16 protein-coding genes are annotated in these 22,644 nt (G+C 68.0%); 8 read left to right on the top strand and 8 right to left on the bottom strand.

The genetic code is table 11. The features are described 5' to 3' along the window. A partial coding sequence (locus tag VFE83_RS05445; RefSeq protein ID WP_324903871.1) for a hypothetical protein occupies positions 1-596 on the bottom strand: 596 nt, incomplete at its 3' end. Between the two features lie 182 nt (positions 597-778). Here VFE83_RS05445 and VFE83_RS05440 point away from each other — a divergent pair. Continuing rightward, positions 779-2,482 (top strand): GGDEF domain-containing protein, encoded by a 1,704-nt coding sequence (locus tag VFE83_RS05440; RefSeq protein WP_324903870.1) that lies wholly within the window; start codon positions 779-781, stop codon positions 2,480-2,482. 45 nt (positions 2,483-2,527) lie between these two features. Here the strand turns inward: VFE83_RS05440 and VFE83_RS05435 are convergent, their stop codons facing one another. Further along, positions 2,528-2,959, bottom strand: a complete 432-nt coding sequence (locus tag VFE83_RS05435) for a hypothetical protein (RefSeq protein ID WP_324903869.1) — start codon at positions 2,957-2,959, stop codon at positions 2,528-2,530. Positions 2,960-3,055: 96 nt separating this feature from the next. Then, the gene (locus VFE83_RS05430) at positions 3,056-3,961 is read right to left on the bottom strand and encodes an SDR family oxidoreductase (protein WP_324903868.1); all 906 of its coding nucleotides are present in this window, start codon (positions 3,959-3,961) and stop codon (positions 3,056-3,058) included. Between the two features lie 430 nt (positions 3,962-4,391). On the opposite strand from VFE83_RS05430, the gene VFE83_RS05425 reads away from it, so the two are divergent. From VFE83_RS05425 to VFE83_RS05415, 3 genes are all read left to right on the top strand, one after another. After that, entirely contained in the window at positions 4,392-4,562 is a 171-nt protein-coding gene (locus VFE83_RS05425; protein WP_324903867.1) for a hypothetical protein, read from the top strand. Between the two features lie 159 nt (positions 4,563-4,721). Further along, on the top strand, positions 4,722-7,214 hold the full coding sequence (locus tag VFE83_RS05420; RefSeq protein WP_324903866.1) for a catalase: 2,493 nt from the start codon (positions 4,722-4,724) through the stop codon (positions 7,212-7,214). Between the two features lie 181 nt (positions 7,215-7,395). Further along, positions 7,396-10,053 carry a M1 family metallopeptidase gene (locus VFE83_RS05415; RefSeq protein ID WP_324903865.1) on the top strand — a complete coding sequence of 886 codons (2,658 nt, stop codon included), beginning with the start codon at positions 7,396-7,398 and terminating at the stop codon, positions 10,051-10,053. 290 nt (positions 10,054-10,343) lie between these two features. Here the strand turns inward: VFE83_RS05415 and VFE83_RS05410 are convergent, their stop codons facing one another. The 5 genes from VFE83_RS05410 to VFE83_RS05390 all read right to left on the bottom strand — a co-directional run bounded on the left by VFE83_RS05410 (position 10,344) and on the right by VFE83_RS05390 (position 19,707). After that, positions 10,344-10,694, bottom strand: a complete 351-nt coding sequence (locus VFE83_RS05410) for a response regulator (protein WP_324903864.1) — start codon at positions 10,692-10,694, stop codon at positions 10,344-10,346. Continuing rightward, complete coding sequence (locus VFE83_RS05405) at positions 10,694-14,671, bottom strand: PAS domain S-box protein (protein WP_324903863.1); 3,978 nt, start codon at positions 14,669-14,671, stop codon at positions 10,694-10,696. Before VFE83_RS05405 ends, VFE83_RS05410 begins: the two co-directional genes overlap by 1 nt. A gap of 68 nt (positions 14,672-14,739) precedes the next feature. Further along, the gene (locus tag VFE83_RS05400) at positions 14,740-15,744 is read right to left on the bottom strand and encodes a chemotaxis protein CheB (protein ID WP_324903862.1); all 1,005 of its coding nucleotides are present in this window, start codon (positions 15,742-15,744) and stop codon (positions 14,740-14,742) included. A gap of 76 nt (positions 15,745-15,820) precedes the next feature. After that, positions 15,821-18,658, bottom strand: coding sequence for a PAS domain S-box protein (locus tag VFE83_RS05395; RefSeq protein WP_324903861.1), 2,838 nt, complete (start codon positions 18,656-18,658; stop codon positions 15,821-15,823). A 329-nt stretch (positions 18,659-18,987) separates the two neighbouring features. Continuing rightward, positions 18,988-19,707, bottom strand: coding sequence for a response regulator (locus VFE83_RS05390; RefSeq protein WP_324903860.1), 720 nt, complete (start codon positions 19,705-19,707; stop codon positions 18,988-18,990). 166 nt (positions 19,708-19,873) lie between these two features. Between VFE83_RS05390 and VFE83_RS05385 the strand changes: the two genes are divergently transcribed. The 4 genes from VFE83_RS05385 to VFE83_RS05370 all read left to right on the top strand — a co-directional run bounded on the left by VFE83_RS05385 (position 19,874) and on the right by VFE83_RS05370 (position 22,586). Then, the gene (locus tag VFE83_RS05385; RefSeq protein ID WP_324903859.1) at positions 19,874-20,674 is read left to right on the top strand and encodes a methyltransferase domain-containing protein; all 801 of its coding nucleotides are present in this window, start codon (positions 19,874-19,876) and stop codon (positions 20,672-20,674) included. Positions 20,675-20,722: 48 nt separating this feature from the next. Then, on the top strand, positions 20,723-21,001 hold the full coding sequence (locus tag VFE83_RS05380; RefSeq protein WP_324903858.1) for a DUF4242 domain-containing protein: 279 nt from the start codon (positions 20,723-20,725) through the stop codon (positions 20,999-21,001). 33 nt (positions 21,002-21,034) lie between these two features. Beyond that, on the top strand, positions 21,035-22,009 hold the full coding sequence (locus VFE83_RS05375; protein WP_324903857.1) for a hypothetical protein: 975 nt from the start codon (positions 21,035-21,037) through the stop codon (positions 22,007-22,009). 70 nt (positions 22,010-22,079) lie between these two features. Further along, positions 22,080-22,586: a hypothetical protein gene (locus tag VFE83_RS05370; protein ID WP_324903856.1), complete on the top strand. Its 507-nt coding sequence runs from the start codon at positions 22,080-22,082 to the stop codon at positions 22,584-22,586. Positions 22,587-22,644: the final 58 nt, after the last annotated feature.

Raw genomic sequence — 22,644 nt, 5'->3', positions numbered from 1 at the left:
CGTGCGGTGCCGTGATTGCCCAGCTGGTACGCCGCCAACGCCGCGGGCGCGAAGGCGAAAGGCGTGAACGGCTCCTCCGCCAGCATGCGCAGGAACGCGGCGCGCGCCTTCCCCAGGGTCACGTGCGGCACGTAATGGTCGCCGCTGTGCTCGGGCACGAAGGTTTCGACATAGCGCACCGTGCTGTCGCGGATCGGCGAACCGTCCTCGTTGGGCACGAAGGCCGCGGCCGTGCCGCCCGACACGGCGAACGGAGTGAGCACCTGCAGGCATTCGCGTGCCAGCCGGTCCAGTGCCGCGTCGGGCGAGACCAGCCACGACGCCGTGCCGGTGTCGTCTTCGATCCGCACATGGCACGCCTCAATCCGCAGGCACAGGTTGCGCGGCGCGTGGTCGATGGCGACCCTGGCGAGCGCCTCGTACACCGACGCCAGGTCACCCGGTCGGACATACCGCTGCGCCAGCGTCACGTGCGGTAGGTGGGTATCGTCGAAGGCGAATCCGGCGGGATGGTCCCGCCGCAGCCGAGCATTGGCGGCCCGTGCGCGCTCCAGCAGGGTGGCATCGGGTTCGAGCAGGACGTCGATGGCGATCATCCGGGCATCTCCGGGCGGTGGCGGGCGCCAAAAGTGACCGGGCGCTCAAGAAATGCATCGCACGGCCGATGACACTTGCAACAGAACCGAACGGACCGCACGATCGCGCGCTTCGCATCATCTGTCCATCGGGCACGGACGCCGCCCCTGCGCTTCAGCGCGGCCGGAGACCGGCGCCCTACATGCTCTTTCCCCAACTCTCGCCCACTCGCGGCTTCATGGCCGCCACGGTGATCCTCGTCGCCCTGGGCGTGTATTTCGTCGCCAACGCGATCCAGTTCGCATCCGACTACCGCTGGGTGACCCACACCTACACGGCGTTGGGCCGGCTGGACCGCATCGAGTCGCTCAAGCACCGCGCCGTGGCCGAGTCGCGTGGCTATCTGCTGGCCGGGCGCCAGGAAAGCCGCGACAGCTTCTGGCGCACCAGTGGCGAGCTGCAGCGCGAACTGTCCCTGCTGACCGAACTGATGTCCGACAACCCGCCGCAGCGGCGGCGTGCCGAAGGCCTGCGCGATGCGCTGGAGCAGCGCGTGCAGCTCAGCGCCAACGCGATGCAGGCCTCGCAGTCGGGTTCCTCGCCGCCGACCGACGCGGTCACGGTGACCCTGGTACGCCGTGGCGATGCCGACGTGGCCCAGCGCCTGGAGCAGCTGCGCCAGGAAGAAAACGCGCTGCTGGCCCGGCGCTCGCTGCGCGCCGAACGGTCCGCCTGGCTGGTCCTGCTGGCGGCCGGTATCGGCATTCCCGTGAGCCTGCTGCTGGTGGGCCACACCTACCGCCTTCTGGCGCGCGAGAACCGCGTGCGCAAACAGGCCGAGGCGCAGGCGTCGGCGTCCAACGCGGAACTCAGCGCCACTGTCGCGCAACTGGCGCGGCTGTCCGACAGCATGGCCGCGCTGAGCCACTACGCCGGACTGCTGCAGGGCGCCTCCGACGCGCAGGAGCTCTACGAGATCACCGCCGGCACGTTCCGCCGGCTGCTGCCCGGGCTGTCGGGGTTCCTGTACGTGATCCGCGCCTCACGCGACCACGCCGAAATGGTCGCGCAATGGGGCGGTCCGGTCGCGCCCAACGATTCCGCGCCGGCGCTGCAGGCGTGCTGGTCGGTGCGCAAGCACGCCCCTTACGCGATGGAGGACCTGCGCCATGGCCTGCGCTGCGCCCACATCGGCCGGCCGGCCGGCGCGGACGACGTGCACGGACTGTGCGTTCCATTGAACGCGCACGGCGAAGTGGTGGGCTGGGTGTCGCTGCAGGGAGAGGGCCGCGGCAGGATTCCCGACGAGTCGCTGGCGGTCCGCCTGTGCGAGCAGCTCTCGCTGGCGCTGGCCAACGTGCGCCTGCGCGAGAGCCTGCAGCACCAGGCCGTGCGCGACGGACTCACCGGCCTGTACAACCGCCGCTACCTCGAGGAATCGCAGGCGCGCGAGATCGCGCGTTGCCAGCGTCGCGGGCAGCCGCTGGCGGTGCTGATGATCGACGTGGACCACTTCAAGTCGTTCAACGACCGGCACGGGCACGCCATGGGCGATGCGGCGCTGTCGGCCTTCGCGCGGCTGCTGAAGGCCAAGTGCCGCGCCGAGGACATCGCCTGCCGCTATGGCGGCGAGGAATTCACGCTGATTCTGCCCGAGACCGCGCTGGAGATCGCGCTGGAACGTGCGGAAGACCTCCGCGCCGAAGCCGCGCTGCTGCGCATCGGCGATCCGGCGGGGACGATGCTGGGCATCACGGTGTCGATAGGCATCGCGCTGATGCCGCAGCACGGTGCCGTCGGGCTGGAGCTGATGCGCGCGGGCGACGCCGCGCTGTATCGCGCAAAACACCAGGGGCGCGACCGCGTGGCGGTGGCGCCCCTGCACGAACCGGTTCCGGTGGACTGACGGGCGCGACCGGGCGGCATGCAGCCACCCGGTCGCGTCATCGCGTCAGCGATCCTTCGTGGTCTTCATGGCCTCGTGGCCGGCCTTCATTTCGGCCGCGGTGAGGTTGCCGTCGCCATTGGCGTCCATCTCGCCGAACTTCTTCTGCGCGCCGGCCGAATGCTCGGCCGCCGACAGCGCACCGTCGCCGTTGGTGTCGATCGCGCGGATCTTCTCGGCACTGGACATCTCGCGGCCGCCCTTGGCCTTGTCGCCCTTCATCTTGGCCTTGTGCGCGTCCATCTCCGCCGCGGTGACGCTGCCGTCGCCGTTGGCGTCCATCTCGCCGAACATCTTGGTCGCACCGGCGGTGTGCTCGGCCGCGGAGACCGATCCGTCACCGTTGGTGTCCATCTTCTTCATCTTGTCGTCGGCCATCGCCAGCGCAGGCACCAGCAGCAGCGCGCCGATCGCCGCATGCAACGCGTTCCTCTTCATGGCTACCCTCCACTCGAACAGGTAACGGGAGCCTGCGCGGGAGATCGTTGCGCGTGCGTCAATGCGACGCAGCGCGTTCTTGATGCGGATTGAACGTCAATGCGCGGCACGCGGCTCCTGCGCGCGTCCGTGCACCCGACCGGTCTCGCTGGGGCGATACAGCGTGCCCTGTGGATTCAGCGGCGGTTCGTCCCGCTGCTGGCGATCGGCCTGCATCGCGGCGAAGCGATCGGCCAACCCGGGCACCAGGCGGCTCATGGTGGTGTTGAAGGACGCCATGGCGCCGACCTTCACATCGCGTCCACCTTCCGTCGCCGCCTTCAGGATCGCGTGCGCCACCTGCGCCGGATCGATCATCGGCGTGGGCAGCTTGGGTTCGCGATCCATGTAGTTGCGCGCGTGCTCCGGATACGGTGTATCCACCGCGGTGGGCTGGATCAGCGTGATGCACACCGGCGCCTCGTCCACCTGTTCGACCTCCAGGCGCAGCGCGTCGGTGAAACCCTTCACCGCGTGCTTGCTGGCGCTGTACATGCCCTGCAGCGGAATCACGCCTTCGGACACTTCGCTGCCCACGTTGATCAGCGCGCCACCGCTGGCGCGCAGGTGCGGCAATGCGGCCAAGCTGCCGTTCACCACGCCCCAGAAGTTGACGTCGAACAGGCGCCGGCTGTCTTCCTCATCCACTTCCTCCAGCCGTCCATAGATCGCCACGCCCGCGTTGTTCACCCAGGTGTCGATGCGGCCGAAATCGGAGGCGACCACGCGGGCCACGTTCTCCATCGCGCGCCGGTCGGAGACGTCGGCGACGGCCATCATCGCCCGCCCGCCGGCGGACGAGATCGTATCGACGACGTCGCGCAAGGTCTGTTCGCTGCGCGCCACCGCGACCACGCTCGCGCCTCGTTCGGCCGCTGCCAGCGTGGTTGCGAGCCCGATGCCGCTGCTGGCACCGGTAATCACCATGACCTGTTCCTCGATCGGTCGAAGCCTGCGTGCCATGTCGGTTCTCCTGTAGTTGGGCGGGGCAACGGCACGCCGCCGCCGATCACGGGTGCATTGCACCGTCCAGCCACGCAATCGCCATGCCAGCCTGGCAAGACCGCAGCGCCCGCAAATGCGCGTCCGGCGCTGCCTTGTAGAAGCTGACACCGGCCTCAGCGCAATTCTTTCGCGACGTTTGCAAAGGCTGCGCCTGGCAACGACGCGCCTCGCGCCGTCGCGCCGCGCGAGCACGTGGTGCGCGCATCGACATGCGCGTAACACATGGCACGCGTCTTGCGGCTCAGCCTAGCGGAGGCCGCTTGCCGGACCCTGTCGCGGGGGGCGTGAACCGACGCCCCGTTCCGGCATCGACCTCCGACTTCCCGGCAGACGCGCGTCAGGCGTGCCATGCCGTCCGCAACACGCAGGTCTCCAGGAGAGCGAAGCAATGCCAAACAACAATCCCACCGGAATCAACCAGCACACCAAGCGCGCCGGCGGCTCCAGCAGCAGCGGCTCGCAGAAGAAGAGCGCCTCGGGCGAGTCCTCGCGCAGCCGGGGCGACAACAACCGTCAGCAGCAGGGCGGCAAGAGCGCCGGTTCGAGTCATCGGCGCTGATCCGGACGCGGGCGCGGCCCAGGCAGCCGCGCCCGCATGCTTTCAGGCCGTGCTCATGCGCGCGTCACCCCGGGTGATGCGAAGGCACGAGCGAAGTTGACGCGCACGTCGCGCCGCGCAGGCGATGCTGGCCCGACGCCAACGACGAGGACCATTGCCATGGCCAGCAGGAAGACGCCCGCACGCGGCGGTTCGAGCAAGACGCCAGCCCGCAAGACCACCACGCCAGCCAAGGGCGCAGCGAGCAAGAGCGCTGGCAAGACCGCCAGCAAGAGTGCCAAGACCACCGCCGCGCGTGCGGCGCGACGCAACACCGACAGCGGGCCGGCGTCGCTGGCGGGAGCGGACACCTCCGACCTGATGGTGCAGCAGGGCGTGGACGTGCAGGCCGGGTCGGCCGCGCTGCCGTACAACATCAACAAGCCGTCCGAGTACGGCCGCGACAACGCGCTGGCGCCGCCCGAAGGCGCGCACGTCAAACCGTCCGAACTGGCCTCGGCCAGTACGTTGTCGGAGGCCTCGCAATCGCCCAAGACCGGATCGCGTGCGCCGAGCGGGCGCAACTCCACCATCGCGCCGCTCGATCGCGTGCGCGCGGACTCGCAGGGCCGCGCCATCACCACCAACCAGGGCGTGCCCGTCGCGCAGAACCAGGACTCGCTGAAGGCCGGGCTGCGCGGTCCCGCGCTGCTGAAGGACTTCATCCTGCGCGAAAAGATCACGCACTTCGATCACGAGCGCATTCCCGAACGCATCGTCCACGCGCGCGGCTCCGGCGCGCACGGGTTCTTCGAGTGCTACCGCTCGCTGCGCGACATCACGCGCGCGGCGCCGTTCCAGGAGGACGGCAAGATCACGCCGGTGTTCGTGCGCTTCTCCACGGTGCAGGGCGAACGCGGCTCGAAGGACACCGCGCGCGACGTGCGCGGCTTCGCGGTCAAGTTCTACACCGACGAAGGCAACTGGGACCTGGTCGGCAACAACATGCCGGTGTTCTTCATCCAGGACGCGATGAAGTTCCCGGACCTGGTGCATGCAGTGAAACCCGAACCGCACCACGCCATGCCGCAGGCGGCATCGGCGCACGACACGTTCTGGGATTTCGTGTCGCTGATGCCCGAATCCACGCACATGCTGATGTGGCTGATGAGCGACCGCGCCATCCCGCGCAGCTTCCGGATGATGCAGGGCTTTGGCGTGCACACGTTCCGCTTCGTCAACGAGGCGGGCGAGTCGCGCCTGGTCAAGTTCCACTGGACGCCGCGCCTGGGCACGCATTCGCTGGCGTGGGACGAGGCGGTGAAGATCTCCGGAGCTGACCCGGACTTCCACCGGCGCGACCTGTGGGAGGCGATCGAGGCCGGGGAGTTCCCCGAGTACGAACTTGGCGTGCAGATCTTCACGGACGAGCAGGCCAACAAGTTCAGCTTCGACGTGCTGGACGCCACCAAAATCGTCCCGGAAGAACTGGTCCCCGTGCAGCCCATCGGCCGGATGGTGCTCAACCGCAATCCGGACAACTTCTTCGCCGAGACGGAACAGGTCGCGTTCTGCGCCGCGCACGTGGTGCCCGGCATCGACTTCACCAACGACCCGTTGCTGGCTGGGCGCATCCATTCCTATGTGGACACGCAACTGCTGCGCCTGGGCGGGCCGAACTTCCACGAGATCCCGATCAACGCGCCGGTGGTGGAGGTGCACAACAACCAGCGCGACGGCTTCCATCGCCAGACGATCAACCGCGGCCGTGTCTCGTACGAACCCAACAGCCTTGGCGGCGGTTGTCCGTTCCAGGCCGGCACGGCGGGATTCGTGTCGTTCCCGGAACCGGTACGCGGCGAGGAACTGCGTGGACGGCCGGAGAAGTTCGCCGAGCACTTCAACCAGGCCACGCTCTTCTACGAGAGCCAGAGCGAGTCGGAGAAGCTGCACATCATCGGCGCGTTCCGCTTCGAGCTGAGCAAGGTGACGGTGCCGGCGATCCGCGAACGCATGGTGTCCATGCTGATGAACGTCTCGCGCGAACTGGCCGAAGGCGTGGCGGCCGGCCTGGGCATCAGCGGCGTGGAGCCGATGCCGCGGGCCATCGAACGCGTACCGCGTCCCGAAGTGAAGCAGTCCGCCGCGCTGTCGCTGTTGGCGCATCCGGGCGACGGCAGCATCCGCTCGCGCAAGATCGCGCTGCTGGTCTGCGACGGTATCGACGGCGAATCCATCACCGCCGTGCAGGCCGCGCTGCTGGAAGGCGGTGCGGTGCCGCGGCTGGTCGGTTCGTTCGTCGGCCCGGTGGTCACGATGCAGGGCGAAACGCTGCAGGCCGACGCCTCGCTGGAGAACGAACCGGCGCCGCTGTTCGACGCGCTGGTGCTGCCCGACGGCGAGAAGGCCGTACGCACGCTGGCGCTCAACGGCCGTTCGGCGGAGTTCGTGAAGGACCAGTACCGCCACTGCAAGCCGATCCTGGTGCTCGGCGCCTCGCGCATGCTGCTGGAAGGCGCGGGCGTGTCGCCGGTGATGCCGGACGGCTCACGCGACCCGGGCATCATCACCACCGAACCCGGCGAGGACCCGAGCGACGCCATCGCGGGCTTTGTCGAGGCGCTGGGCCGCCATCGCGTGTGGGAGCGCGAGACCGATCCGCCGATGGTGTGACGCTCATGAGGCGCCCGCGTGCCGGGCGCCTCCGCGTCCCATTACCCGGACATGACGGCGGACACGGGTCGCGATCCCGGCAGGACGGGCACAATCGTGGTCTGGCACGGTGCGCGTGGGGACGCGCGCCGCTGTCCCGCACCGGCCCGCGGCCGGCCCATGCTCACGAGGGGAGAAGTCGATGCGCCGTATTCTGGTTTCCGCCGTCGCGCTGGCCTTGGCCGGTGCCTGCACCCTGTCCGCGGCCGCTCCGGCCGCCACGCCTGCCGCCATGACCGCCACCACGACGACGCAGTTGCCGCGCAACGTGAAGCCCACGCACTACGACGTGGCGATCGTGCCTCACGCGCAGTCGCTGACGTTCGACGGCAAGGTCGGGATCGACCTGGAGGTGCTGGAAGCCACCGACCGCATCGTGCTCAACGCACTGGACATGCAGTTCTCCTCGGCGTCGCTCGTAGGGCAGGGCGGCAGGGGCAAGACGCTGTCGCCGAAGGTGACGGTGGATGCGAAGGCGCAGACCGCGACGTTCGGATTCGACAAGCCGCTGGCGCCCGGACGGTACCGGCTGGCGCTGGACTACACCGGCCGCATCGGCACGCAGGCCAACGGACTGTTCGCCATCGACTACGACACGAAGGCCGGCCGCAAGCGCGCGCTGTTCACGCAGTTCGAGAACTCCGACGCGCGTCGCATGATTCCCTCGTGGGACGAGCCCTCGCACAAGGCAACCTTCACGCTGGAAGCGACGGTGCCCACCGGGCAACTGGCGGTGAGCAACATGCCCGCCACGCAGACGCGCGATCTGGGCAACGGCAGCACCCACGTGCGCTTCGCGCCGTCGCCGAAGATGTCCACCTACCTGCTGTTCTTCAGCCTCGGCGATTTCGAGCGAGCCACCACGCAGGCCGAGGGCGTGGAGGTGGGCGTGGTCACGCAGCGCGGCGCCATCGAGCAGGCGCGCTTCGCGCTGGACTCCTCCGCCGACGTGCTGCGCGAATACAACGACTACTTCGGCACGCCGTATCCGCTGCCCAAGCTGGACAACGTGGCCTCGCCGGGCGGCAGCCAGTTCTTCAGCGCAATGGAGAACTGGGGTGCCATCTTCACTTTCGAGCACACGTTGCTGCTGGACCCCAGCATCTCCACGCAGTCGGACAAGCAGCGTGTGTTCTCGGTCGCCGCGCACGAGATCGCGCACCAGTGGTTCGGCGACCTGGTCACGATGAGCTGGTGGGACGACCTGTGGCTCAACGAGGGCTTCGCCACCTGGATGGCCGCACGCACCACGCAGAAGCTGCATCCGGAATGGAACACGCGACTGGAAATCGTCGGCGGACGCGAGTCCGCAATGAGCCGCGATGCGGTCGCCACCACGCACCCGGTCGTGCAGCACGTGGAAACGGTGGAGCAGGCCAGCCAGGCCTTCGACGCCATCACGTACCAGAAGGGCAGCGCCGTCATCCACATGCTGGAGGGCTACGTCGGCGCCGATGCCTGGCGTACCGGCGTGCGCAACTACATGAAGGCGCACGCGTACGGCAACACGGTGTCGGACGACCTGTGGCGCGAGATCCAGGCGGCGTCGGGCAAGCCGATGCTCGATATCGCGCACGACTTCACGCTGCAGCCGGGCATCCCGATGATCCGCGTGGCCGACGCGAAGTGTGCCGGTGGCCGGACCACGCTCACGCTGACCCAGGGCGAGTTCACCAAGGACCGCCCGGACAAGCAGCCGCTGGCATGGCGCGTGCCGGTGATCGCGCAGTCCGTAGGCGGTGAGCCGGTGCGCACTATCGTCGAAGGCGGACGCGGCACGCTGGACGTGCCCGGTTGCGGCCCGGTGGTGGTCAATGCGGGACAGTCCGGCTATTACCGCACGCTGTACGCGCCGGCACAGTTCGCGGCAATCCGCGACGGATTCGCCAGGCTCGATGCCATCGACCAGTTGGGCGTGATGAACGACGTGTGGTCGCTGGGACTGGCCGGACTGCAGTCGCCGGCGGACTACCTGGACCTGGTGAAGGCCACGCCGCGTGACGCCGACCCGCAGATCTGGGGCGACATCGCCGGCAGCCTGCGCTCGCTGGACGACTACTACGACGGCGACGCGGCGCGCCAGCAGCGCTTCCGTGCCTTCGCCGTCGCGCAACTCGCGCCGGTGCTGGCGCGCATCGGCTGGGACGAGAAGCAGGGCGAGGCGGACCCGGTGAAGATCCTGCGCACCGAGCTCATCGACACGCTGGGCGCGCTGGGCGACCGCAACGTCATCGAGGAGGCGCGCCGCCGCTACGCAGCGCAGCAGCGTGATGCCTCCGCGGTGCCGGGCGCGTTGCGCAAGGCGGTGCTGTCGGTGGTCGCGCGCCACACGGATGCGGCGACGTGGGATGCGCTGCACGCCGCGGCGAAGGCCGAAACCACGCCGCTGGTGAAGGACGAGATGTATTCGCTGCTGTCGTCCGCGCAGGACCCCGCGCTGGCGAAGCGTGCGCTGGAGCTGGCGCTCACCGACGAGCCCGGTGCGACCAACAGCGCCAGCATGATCCGCACCGTCGCCCGTCTGCACCCGGACATGGCGTTCGATTTCGCCGTGGCGCACATCGCCCAGGTGGACACCAAGGTCGATTCGACGTCGCGTGCGAGGTATTACCCGGGACTGGCCAACAACTCGCTCGACGAGGCGATGATCGAAAGGATCCGCGCCTATGCGCAGGCGCACGTCGCCGAAGGATCGCGCCGTGCCGCGGAAACGTCGATGGCGAACATCGCCTATCGCGCCAAGGTGCACCGCGAACGTCTGCCGGCCATCGATGCGTGGCTGGCGAAGCATGGCGGATGAGGGCTGGTTCAAGCCCGGGCAAGATGGAGAGAAGCTCTTGACTGACGGTGCTTGAGCCCAGTCAGTAAGGCATGGAAAGTCCCATGGATTCCCGCGTTCGCGGGGATGAGGAGCGAAGGCGGGCCCGCAAGCAAGGCAGGGTCACGAGCAAGGAAGGTAACGCTTCACCATGCGGCGTTATCGTTGCGTCAGCGCGAACGCAGCATGAGCTGGGCAGCGGACTCGGCGCAAAGAAGAAAGGCCCCGCATGCGGGGCCTTCCGTTGGTGCTCGTTCGTGGCGTGACACGCGTCAGCCGCCGTTGAGCATCGATTTGACCGCGGCCATCATGCTGTGCGCGGTGTAGGGCTTCTGCACGATGGTGCGTTCGCGAAATGCCTCGGGCAACGAGTTGCGCGAATAGGCCGAGGCGAACAGGAACGGCACGCCGTTCTCTTCCAGGTGCTCGGCCAACGGGTACACCGTCTCTCCGTGCAGGTTGATGTCGAGGATAGCGCCGTCGATGGATTCGTTCCGCGCCAGGTGCATCGCATCCTCCAGCCGCGCCGCGGACACCACCCGGTAACCCGCCTCGGTGAGCAGGTCCTTCAGGAGCATCGCGACGAACATCTCGTCCTCGACCATGAGCAGACGCGCGGACATCAATCGACAGCAGCTTCGGGCAACGGGATCGCAATCGTGCAGACTGCACCGGTGACGGGGAAGTCAAGCGAAACGTCGCCGCCCAGTTCATACGCGACTCCCTCGCTGATGAGACGCGAGCCGAAGCCGCGGTGCGTGGGTTCCGTAACGGCAGGACCGCCGTACTCCGACCAGCGCAACTGCAACCAGCGCTGGCCGTCGCGTTCCATCGTCAGCCATTCGACGCCCACGCGACCGGTGGCGTTCGAAAGCGCGCCGTACTTGCCTGCATTGGTCGCCAACTCGTGCAGCGCCAGGCTCAGCGCAAGCGCGGTTTTGGCGTTCAGGTGCAGGTTCTCGCCGACCACGTCCGCCCGGAGCGTGCCGTCGTCGCGATACGGCGCCAACTCGGTCATCACGATGTCGCGCAGGCCCACGCCACGCCAGCTGTCGCGTGCAAGCAGGTCGTGCGTGCTCGACAAGGCCAGCAGGCGCGAGGTGAATGCGTCGCGGAATGCGCCGAGATCCCGCGAATGCGCCAGCGTCTGCAGTGCGATGGCCTGCACGGTCGCCAGCGTGTTCTTGACGCGGTGGTTGAGCTCGCTCAGCAACATGTCCCGATGCTGAGCGGCCAGACGCCGCTGGGTGATGTCCAGCAGTACCGCCGCCGCGCGCAGCGGCCGGCCGTCTTCATCGTGGATGATCGACACGTGGTTGCTCACCCACACCACCACGCCATCCGGTCGCAGGTAGCGCTGTTCGATCTGGAACGGTGTGCCGCGGTCGACCAGCAGCTGGAACTGTTGCTCGTACTCGGCCACGTCGTCGGGCACCAGCAACTGCTCGACGCGCTTGCCGATCAGCGTGTCCGAAGCGCGGCCCACGATGTCGCAGTAACGCGGATTGACGGCCTCCAACCGGCCTTCCAGGTCCAGCTGCGCCATACCCACCGTGGTCTGCTCGATGATGGCCGCAAGGCGTCGCTCGCTCTCCTCCAGTTTCCATGCCGCGTGCTTGCGCTCGCTGATGTCGCGCGCAATGGTGGAGCCGCCCACCACCGCGCCCCCCGGATCGAGTACCGGCGAGCAGCGCAGCGACACGGGCACTTCCGTGCCGTCGTGGCGCAGCCAGGTCATCAGCAGCTCGTCGGCCTTGCTCTGCGCCGAGCAGGCCGCCAGCAGGGACTGCAGCTCCTGATGGGAATCCGTGGGCAGCAACATCGACAGTGACCGGCCCAGTGCACGGACGGCGGGGTAGCCGAACATGCGCTCGGCGCCGGCGTTCCAGCTGGTGATCACGCCGTCCACGCTATGGCCGATGATCGCGTCCTGCGAGGACTCGACGATGGCCGCCAGGCGCCCGCGCTCGTATTCGTGCTGCTGACGTTCGGTGATGTCGATGAAGGTCAGCACCACGCCGTCGATGACGTTGTCGGTGGTGCGGTACGGACGCATGCGCAACAGGTACACGGCGTCGTCGACGCCACCGTGCAGCACCCGTTCGACCATCGCCAGCGTGCGCAGCACCTGCTTCACGTCCTGCTTGAGCTGCGGGTACGGAATGCGCGCGGTGATCTCGGTGATGGGGCGGCCGTGGTCGCCTTCGCGCAGGTGGAACAGGTCGCTGATGGCCGGCGTGAAGCCGCTCACGTGCAGCGAGGAATCCAGGAAAAGCGTGGCGATCTGCGTGCTTTCCAGCAGGTTCTGGAGATCGCTGTTGAGCCGCGCCAGCGCTTCGTTCTTGCTGTTCAGCTCGACGTTGACGGTCTGCAGTTCCTCGTTGATCGACTGCATTTCCTCCTTGGAGGTCTCCAGCTCCTCGTTGGAGGACTGCAGTTCCTCGTTGACCGACTGGTACTCCTCGTTGGCCGACTTCATTTCCTCGTTGGCCGTCTCGAGTTCGTCGATCGCGGTGTGCAGTTGCTCGCGCGTGGTCGCCAGCTCCAGTTCGAGTTCGCGGATGCGGCGCGCCTCGCCGCGTGCGCGACGCCCTGCAGGCGTCGGGTCGGGCGTTGCCTGCGGCACCGTCGCCAGTTCCTTGAAGATCAGCAGGCACAGGCTGGACGCCGCGCGGCGGTCTGCGTTGCCGTCGTCCTGCTCCAGGATGGGTTCGGCGATCAGCCTGACCGGTATGCGCTCGCCGTTGGCGCCATTGAGCTGGCCTTCCTGGATCACGGTGCTGTGGCGCAGCAGCGCCTGCTGCACGGCCGTGCGCGCGGGGCCGCGCAGGCCCTTGTGCAGCAGCGCGAACAGATTGAGGCTGGCCGCGCCCGACGACGGCCCCAGGTAACGCCCGGTATCGCCGGCGAAGCGCAGTACGTCGTGGTTGGCATCGATGACCACGTACGCCGGCGCGTGCTTCTCCAGCATGCGCCGGGCATTGCGGTCGATGGCGTCCTCGACGCCGCCGGTGCGTGGCTGCGGCGTCCGGTTTGCGGTCTCGATACCAGCCAGCCGCTTGGGCGCGGTCATCGGCAGGCTGGCGCGGCCATCGGCGCGACGCGAGTACAGGCGGTGCTTCTTGTCCAGCACCGAGAACAGCGACGTATTGCGGCCCAGGCTCTCCGACGGACCCAACATCAGGATGCCTCCAGGCCGCAATGCGTACTGGAACGTGCGGATCAGGTGTTCCTGCAGGTCCGAGTTCATGTAGATGAGCAGGTTGCGGCACGAGATCAGGTCCAGCCGCGAGAAGGGCGGGTCCTTGATCACGCTGTGCGGCGAGAACACCACCATCTCGCGGATCGGCTTGATGACCACGTAGTGTTCGCCGTCCTGGATGAACCAGCGCTCCAGCCGTTCGGGCGATACGCCGGGCAGCGGCGCGCGGAAACGGCCGCCCCGCGCGGCATTGATCGCGCGGTCGTCGATGTCCGTGGCGAATATCTGCACCTTCGGCCCACCACGCCGCTGGGCGATGGCCTCGGCCAGTGCGATGGCGATGGAATACGCCTCCTCGCCCGTCGCGCAGGCGGGAATCCACACGCGCAGGATGTCGGCGGCGCTCTTGTCGGCAAGCAGTGCGGGAATCGCGCTGGCCTGCAGGGCTTCGAACGCTTCGGGATCGCGGAAGAACTCGGTCACGCCAATCAACAGTTCGCGGAACAGGTTCTCCAGTTCGCGCGGGTTCTGTCGCAGGTATTCGATGTAGGCCTGTACGGTGTCCGTCTGCACCACCTGCATGCGCCGCTGGATGCGGCGGATCAGCGTCTTTTCCTTGTACTGGCTGAAATCGTGGCCGACTTCGGCGCGCAGCAGGCCGCAGATGGTCTGCAGGTGCGCGCTCAGGTCCTGGCGCGTGCCGTCGGGGCCCTTCCTGCTCCGCGAGGCGACCATGTGCTGGTAATGCGCAAGGAGCCTGGCGGGCATGTCCTCCGCGGGCAACACGTGGTCCACCTGGCCGGTCGCCGCCGCGCTGGCGGGCATGCCGCTCAGTGCGACGTGGTCGATCGCCGCCTGGGCCAGTGCCAGGCCGCCGTGCTCCTTGATCGCGCGCAGGCCGCGGGCACCGTCGCTGCCGCTGCCGGACAGAACGACGCACACGGCGTTGTCCCCCTGGTCCTCGGCGAGGGAGATGAAGAACGTGTCGATGGGAAAACGGTACTGGCGCGGCGGCGCCGGCTTGCTCAGCTGCAGCACGCCATCGACGATGGTCAGCGTGGCGTCGGGCGGGATCACGTAGACATGGCCGCCTTCAACCGGCATCCCGTCGACGGCTTCGCTGACGGCCATGGAGGTGTGCCGGCCGAGCAGCTCCGGCAGCATGCTGCTGTGGTCCGGCGAGAGGTGCGAGACGAGCACGAAGGCGATGTCCTGCGTGCCCGTGCGCGGCATGTTGTCGAAGAAGGCCTTGTAGGCTTCCAGCCCGCCTGCCGAGGCACCGATGCCGACAATCAGCGGCGTGGCGACCGCCAGGGTGTCGGCCTCGGCCTGCGCCTCTGTCTGGCCAACGGAGTCTTCCTCGGCCTGGGACTTGGAGGTGCGCTGCTTCCTGGTCATCGGGATGGTCGGCGATGATAAAGGCGCAGTATCGGCTGGCATCGCCGGGTGGGCAAACGCGATGGGTGTCAGGCGAGTTCGCCTTCACCGGTGATCAGGCGTTGCAGTTGCTGTGAATGCCGCGCGATGTGCTCCGCCTCGAATTCCAGCCGCGCGCCTTCGGCCTCCGCCTGCAGCCGGCGATGCGCCTGCGCGGCCGAGCGCAGGAGCTGTTCACGCTCCTGGAGGGCGCGCAAGGCACTCCACAGGGCCGTGTCGGTGCGCGAGGCCTGCGTCTGCAGCAATGAGTTCAGGGTGAAGGCGTGGCCCGTGTGGCAGCGGTAGCGCTGCGGTTTCGTGTCCGACAGTTCCCAGAGCACGCCGCTGCACTCGGGGCACACGATCTTCGAGGGCTTGCCAAGGGCGTCGAGGTTCTGCATGGGGTCCGGTGCCTCCCCGGTGCTGAGTTGGTGTTCGCAGAGCAGATCAGCCGGTATCGACACGGGTCGACCCGCGGGTTGCCCGACCAGCGATTGCAGTGTCTGCGCCAGATTGGCCGAAGGCACCACCGCGTCCACCCCCACGTTGTCGATGGCGCTGCGCGGCATGCTCGGCTCTTCGGCTTCGTCGGGATCCTGCACCACCGCGACGCCGCCGCAGGCCTTGATGGCCTGCAGCCCGGATGTGCCGTCGTCGAGCCGTCCGCTCAGGATCACGCCGATCACGCGGGGGCCCTGCGCGATCGCCGCGGAACGGAACAGTGGATCGATGGCGGGGCGTGCGTGGTTTTCCTTCGCATCGCGCGTCAGCCGTACCGCGCCGTCGACCAGCAACAGGTGCTGATCGGGCGGTGCGACGAACACGGTGCCCGGCTCCAGCAACTGGCCCGCGCGCGGAAACGACGCGGGTAGCCGCCCCCTGCGATTGAGTAGCTCGGGCAGGACGCTCGGCTGCGCCCCGATGTGCTGCACCAGCAGGATGCTGGCGGGGAATCGCGGGGGCAGGGCCGCGACGAGGTCCAGCAGCACCGGCACGCCTCCCGCGGATGAGCCGATGACGATGATGTCCCGCCGGGACGATGTGCCGTGATCCATGCGACCTCCCGCGCGACGCCGACCGGAGTATCGCGGCACGCGCGTAAGCGGATGGTGTGGGCCGCGTGACGCCGCGTCAGGCGGACTGTTCGAGCGTCGCGTTGAGGATCTGCGCCAGTTGCGCGTGATCGATGGGCTTGCGCAGCACGGTGCGCAGCATGTTCGGCGGCAGTGAGTCTTCCTGTACGCGGTCGGCCAGGCCGGTGTACAGCAGCACGGGCAGGTCCGGCGCGATCTTCGCCAGAACCTGCGCGAGCTGCACGCCGGTGATCGAGGGCATCGAATGGTCGGTGATCAGCAGCCGGTAGTGGCTGGGCGCGCCGCGCACCAGGGCGAGTGCCTGTTCCGGCACGGCGGTGAAGTCGGCTTCCAGCCCCCAGCTCGACAGCAGCTCGCACATGAACTCGCCGACGCTGTGCTCGTCGTCGACGATCAGCACGCGCCCCTGCCGCGACGGTGCGGGACGGTCGGATGCGCGTCGCGAAGGTGTCGGCCGCAGCGCGCCGGTACCGCGTGGCAGCAGCACGCGGAAGCACGTGCCCTCGCCGATGGCGGTGTCGACCAGCAGATGGCCACCGTGTTCATGCACGAGGCCATGCACCGTCGCCAGCCCCATGCCGGCGCCCTTGCCGGGCGGCTTGGTGGAAAAGAACGGATCGAAAATCCGCTCCAGCACGGCAGGTTCGATCCCCGGTCCGCTGTCGCGCACGGACAATTCGACGAACTCGCCCTCGATCGGTTGCCGGCACGCGCCGCATTCGCCCGCGTCGATGCGGACCTCGCGAAGTTCCAGTTGCAGTCGCCCTTCACCCTGCATGGCATCGCAGGCGTTCACGCACAGGTTCAGCAGCACCTGTCCCAGCTGCACGGGATCGAACTGCACCGCGCCCGTCTCCGGCGCGACGTGTTGTTCGATGCAGATCTCCGGCGGGATGGTGGGGCGCAGCACCGCCAGGTTCTGCTCGATGCAGGCCGCAGCGTCCACCGCCTGCGCCTGGCCCTTCTGGCCGCGGCTGAACATCAGCATTTGCTGGATCAGGTCGCGTGCGCGCACGCAAGACTGCAAGGCCTGGTCGAGGTAACCCGACAGGCGCGCGTCCTCGCCGCCCGCGGTGCGTTCACTCGCCAAACCGACGTAACCCATGATGCTGGCCAGCAGGTTGTTGAAGTCGTGCGCGATGCCGCCGGTGAGATGCCCCAGCGCTTCCATCTTCTTGGCCTGGAGCAATTGCGCCTCCAGCCGGCGGCGCCGTTGCTCGGCCTGAGTGCGTTCGGTGATGTCGCGCAGGTAGCCGATGAAGACCTTGCCCGACGGACTATCGTCCACGCCGATGGCGAGCTCGGCCGGGAATTCGCTGCCGTCCGCGCGCATGGCAGTGACCTCGAGGCGCTGCTTCAGCACGGGCCCCGGGCCGCCTTCCAGATAGCGTCGCAGGCCGAACAGGTGCCGCTCGCGATAGCGTTGCGGAATGATGGTATCCGCCAGCGAGCGGCCCAGCGCCTCGCGTTCCGTCAGGCCGAAGCAGGCCTCCGCCGCCGGATTGAACTTGACGATCACGCCGTCCTGGTCCATCGCGATGATGCAGTCCAGCGCGGCGTTGACCGTGGCGCGCAGGTGCTGCGCATTGCGACGCGCCGCGTCCTCGGCGTTGCGGCGTTCGGTGATGTCGCGCGAGAAGGCCAGGATGCGCGGCATGCCGCCGATGTTGGCGACCTTCAGGAACACCTCGTCCCAGCGCAGGCTGCCGTCCTTGTTGCGTCGATGCCATTCGAAACCGACCGAACCTTCCCGGCGCGCACGTTCCAGGTGCGCCGCCGCGTCGGCGCCGGTGTAGGGTGGTTCGCCGGAACCGAGCGCATCCATGCTGATGTCCAGCATCTCCTGCTGCGTGTAGCCGAACAGCGCGCAGGCCTTGGGATTCACGTCGACGATGCGGCCGGTCTCGAAGTCGTGCACGAAGATCGCGTCCTCGCTGGCGTCGAAGATCTGACGGTAACTGGCCTGCGAGGCGGCCAGCGCGGCATCGGCGCGCTCTCGTTCGAGTTCAGACGCCGCGCGCACCGCGAAGATCTTCATCACCGACTCGATGAATTCCGGCTGCTCCAGTGGCCGGCGAGAGACGATGGAGATCAGACCCAGCGGCCGCCCCTGCGAGTCGTTGAGCGGATAGCCGGCGTAACTCTCGGCGCCCATCTCGATGAAGTCGTCGTCCAACGGGAACTGCGAGTTCAGCGCGGCCGGGTAGATGCGGAAACCATGGCCGACCACCGTGGCGCACGCCGTGTTGGCCAGCGCGTAGTCGAAGTGTTCGCGCGGCATGCCGTCGGCGATGAACGCCAGCACGTGCATCATCGCCGGATCGTCCGGACGCTTCTCGGCGATGAACGCGACGTCCACGTCCAGGATGGCCGCGAGATAGCGCGAGAGTTCGATGAACAGGTCGCGCCCGTACGCACGCGAGACCGCCAGCGCGGAGGTGCTCAGCGCGGTCTCGATCTGCTTGCGCACGGTGATGTCGGTGGCGATGCCGCACACCGCATACGGCGTACCGTCCATGTCCAGCAGCGGGAACTTGGCCGACAGGAACGTGCGCTGCTCTCCGGCGAACACGCCGCTTTCCTCGAACTCCATCGCGCGGGCCTCCAGCAGTACGCGCATGTCGTTGCGGCGCAGGCTGGCGGCCATCTCCGGTGGAAAGATGTCGCGATCATGGCGGCCGATCAGTTCGTGCGCCTCACGCCCCGTCAGCCGCTCGAACTCACGGTTGACGAACAGGTAGCGACCGCCGCGATCCTTCGCGAACACCGCCGCGGACGTGTTGTCCAGCACCTGCTGCAGGCGCAGCTCGCTGTCGCGCAGCGCCCGCTCGCGCTCGTCGAGCTGCGGTTCGGAAGGAAGGCCGCCGATGTTCATGGCATGGCTCGTGCGTCGGGCGTGGTCCGAGTATAGGAACGCCGGACACGTGCGAAAGCGGCTGTTACACGGCTGAAACAAAAGGGATGGCGGGAAACCATGTGCTGGCGCGGATATACCCATCGGAGTGGGTTTCCGGGACGGATGGCCGGGGTCTTGGATGTCGCACGCGTGCAATCGGTTTCCAGTTGTCATCCCCGCGAAGGCGGGAATCCATGCCTGTACGACATCACGGCTCGGCAAGCCGAACGATCGTCTGCCAAGTGGATTCCCGCCTTCGCGGGAATGACAGGCAAGAAGCGAGAGGAACCGACCACGTCCACTCCCATCTACGGCATGAACATGTAACCCACGCCGCGCACCGTGCGGATCGCGCGCGGATTCTCCGGGTCCGCCTCCACCTTGCGTCGCAGGCGCGCGATGCGGATGTCGATGGAGCGGTCGAATGGCTCCCACTCGCGGTTGCGCGTGAGCGTGAGGATCTGGTCGCGCGAGAGCGCCTTGCCGGCGTGTTCGTACAGCACGCGCAGCAGATCGAATTCCATGTGCGTGACCACCACTTCGCTGCCGTCCGCGTCGAACATGCGGTGCGCATCCAGGTCCAGCGTGCAGCGGCCGAAGGGCACGCGCCGCGCATCGCCGGCAGCGTCGATGCTGGCGGCCGCAGGCTCGGGCCGTGCCTGGATGCGGCGCAGCACACTCTTCACGCGTGCCAGCAGTTCGCGCGGATCGAAGGGCTTGGCCACGTAGTCGTCCGCGCCGATCTCCAGTCCGACGATGCGATCGATCACGTCGCCCGAGCCGGTGACCATGATGATGCCCACGTCGAAACGCTCGCGCAGGTAGCGCGCCAGCGACAAGCCGTCCTCGCCGGGCAGGCGGATGTCGAGCAGCACGATGTCGGGTGCTTCGCGTTCGAGCTCGCGCCGCATCGAGGCACCATCCTCGGCCTGCAGCGCACGGAAGCCGTGCGTGTCGAGCGCCTCGACCAGCATCTCGCGTGTGGGGCGGTCGTCGTCGACCACCAGGACACAGGGGGTGTGCGCCATGGCGTCATCCGTCCTGTCCGGGCCGGCATGGCCCGCAACCGCCGCAGTATCCGCCCGCGTTACCAAGCGATACAAATCCGTCCGCGCGCGAAATCCGACCGATACGCGCGCTGCCTAGATTGGACCCCGAGCCGGCAACGCCGCCGGCGATGCCACGGAGTCCGCCATGAGGCCTTGCCCGCTCGCACTGGACACGCTTTATCTGAACCGGCAGGTGCGGGCGACGTATGAGCGCGTGGCTCGCGCGCCGGCCAGCGGCTTCCACTTCCGCACAGGGGCCGTTTACGCCGTGCAGCAGCTGCGCTACGACGCGGCCGAACTGGCTACGTTGCCGGCAGCGTGCACCGAGCGCTTCTCCGGCGTGGGCAATCCACTGCGCATTGGCACGATTCGTGCCGGGGCCGTGGTGCTGGACCACGCCTGCGGCGCGGGCACCGACCTGCTGCTCGCCGCGCGCGCCATCGGGCCGCGCGGGCGCGCGATAGGCGTGGACCTGACACCGGCCATGCGCACCTGCGCGATACGCGCGGCGGCGCAGGCAGGATTGCTGGATCGCGTGCTGCTGCATGAGGGCACCTTCGAGGACCTGCCGGCGGCGGACGCCAGCGTCGACTACGTGATCTCCAACGGCGTGCTGAACCTGGCACCGGACAAGCCGCGCGTCATGCGCGAGGTGGCGCGGGTGCTGCGCCCCGGCGGCGAGCTGCTGCTGGCCGATGTGGTGCTGGACCGCGAGCTTTCGCCGTCCGCGCGCGCCAATGCCGACCTGTGGGCCAGCTGCATCGGCGGCGCACTGACCGAAACGGCGCTGCTCGAGCTGCTGCGCGAGTGCGGACTGGCCGATGCACGCGTGACCGAGCGGTTCGAGTGCTTCGCCGGCACCGCCATCGAACGCAAGTTTCATCACCGACTGCACTCGTACGGCGCCAACGTGCACGCCGTGCGTCCCAGCGATCCGCCGGCGTAGACCGGCCCACCGCGTCCGTGGCGGACGCATTCACCGGAGGGACGTTCCATGTTCAGGAAATACGTGATCGAACGAAACATCGACGGCATCGGCCGCGAGCCCATCGAAGCGCTGTGCGGCATCGCCCAGCAGTCAAACCGGGTGCTGGACGAACTCGGCACCGGCGTGCAGTGGCTGCATTCGTACGTCGCCAACGACAAGACGTACTGCGTGTACCTGGCGCGCGACGAAGCACTGATCCGCGAACACGCCAGGCGCGCGGGCTTCCCCGCCGATACCGTGATGGAAGTGCAATCGGTACTCGATCCCACCATGGCGCCGGCCTGAGACCGACGCCGTGCCGCACCACCGGAGTGAAGCATGAACGCTGCAAATGCCCTCAAAGCCGTCCCGCGATGGAACGCACAAGTGACGGCCGGCGACAGCGCACGCTATGCGCGCTGCATCCAGGTGTCCAAGCGCGTGCGCTGGGACATCGATGCCGACGTGATCCGTGGCCGCGATTTCGACCACGCGCTCACCTTCCTGCCGCCCGGACTGTCGCTGGTCGACGAGCTCGACTTCCTCGACGACGACGAACGTCGTTTCTTCAGCCAGGTGCAGGGCCGCACCTACGCGTGGATGTTCGGACTGTGCGAACGGTTCATCGGCGCCAAGATGCTGCAGACGTCGGGCCAGCACTGGCTGGGCGACCAGAATGCACTGGAAGCTCTGGTGCGCTTCTCCGACGAGGAGATCAAGCACCAGGAACTGTTCCGGCGCCTGGAGGCGCTGATGGATGCGCGCATGCCGGCCGGCCACGCCAAATCGGCTGAACCCAACGCGGTCGCCCGCGCGGTGCTGGACCGGAGCCACTGGGCCGTGCTGGCGCTGATCTGCCACATCGAGCTGTTCGTGCAGCGGCACTACGAAGAGAGCATCGCGCCGCAGGCCGGCCTGTGCCCGCTGTGGAGGGACGTGTTCCTGTTCCACTTTCGCGAGGAATGCCAGCACGCGATCGTCGACGAACTGGAATGGCGCGCCGAGGACGCGCGCATCGACGAAGCCGCGCGCGACGTGGCCGTGGACGACCTGATCGCGCTGATCGGCGCCGTGGACGACATCCTGCGCGCGCAGGCCGATGCCGATGCGGTGTATTTCGAGAGCGGCTGCACTCGGCCGTTCGGCCAGCGCCAGCACAACCGGATCGTGCACGTGCTGCGTCGCGCCTACCGCTGGCAGTACATCGTCTCTGGCGCGGAGCACCCGCGTTTCCGCAGCCTGCTGGGAAGCATGACCACGCCGGAGCAGCAGCAGCGGATCGCCCAGGCGCTCGAACCCATCGTCTCCGGCTAGTCCGAGTTACCAACCCGAAGCACCACACGGTGGCCGGCGCTGGCCGGCCACCTTCCCCAGGAATTGCCCCATGAAAACCATGTCGTTGATGACCGCTTTGGCCCTGCTGGCCGCAACCCACGCCATCGGCACGCGCACCGCGTCGGCGCGCGAGAACGCAGGCACCACGGCCATCCGCACCCACGACCTGCCGACCGTGCGCGTGTACGCGACGCTGGAAGCCGATGCCGCGCCGGTCGCCAACGCCGCTCCGAGTATGCACGACCTTCCCACCCTGCGCGTTTACGCCGCACCCGAACCAGTCCAGCGTGCGATCGACCGCGCGGTCGCCAGCCGCGCCAGCGCACGCCGCGAATCACTCGGCATCCCGCGTGGTGGCGCACGTCGCGGTACCGCGCCGGAAAGCGCGCCGCGCGCGATGGTCGAGCGCCTCGACCGCTGGGTCGCGCTGGGTTGCGTGATCCGCCAGCGCATCGCGCGGGTGTGGCCGATGCAGCCGTGCGGCGGCGCCGCTTCTGCTGGCGCGATGCGCGGTGGAGGAGCGATGTCGATGTCGCTGGTCGAGCGACGAAGATGAGTAGTGTGTGAGCGACGCGCGTTAGGCGGTCTAACTAGCAACGTGCCATGCCCTTTGC

This window comes from Lysobacter sp. (assembly GCF_035655815.1).
In the GTDB taxonomy this organism is placed as follows: domain Bacteria; phylum Pseudomonadota; class Gammaproteobacteria; order Xanthomonadales; family Xanthomonadaceae; genus Lysobacter_J.
The sequence above is the reverse complement of the archived record's forward strand: the minus strand, read 5'-3'. Positions and strand labels throughout refer to the sequence as shown.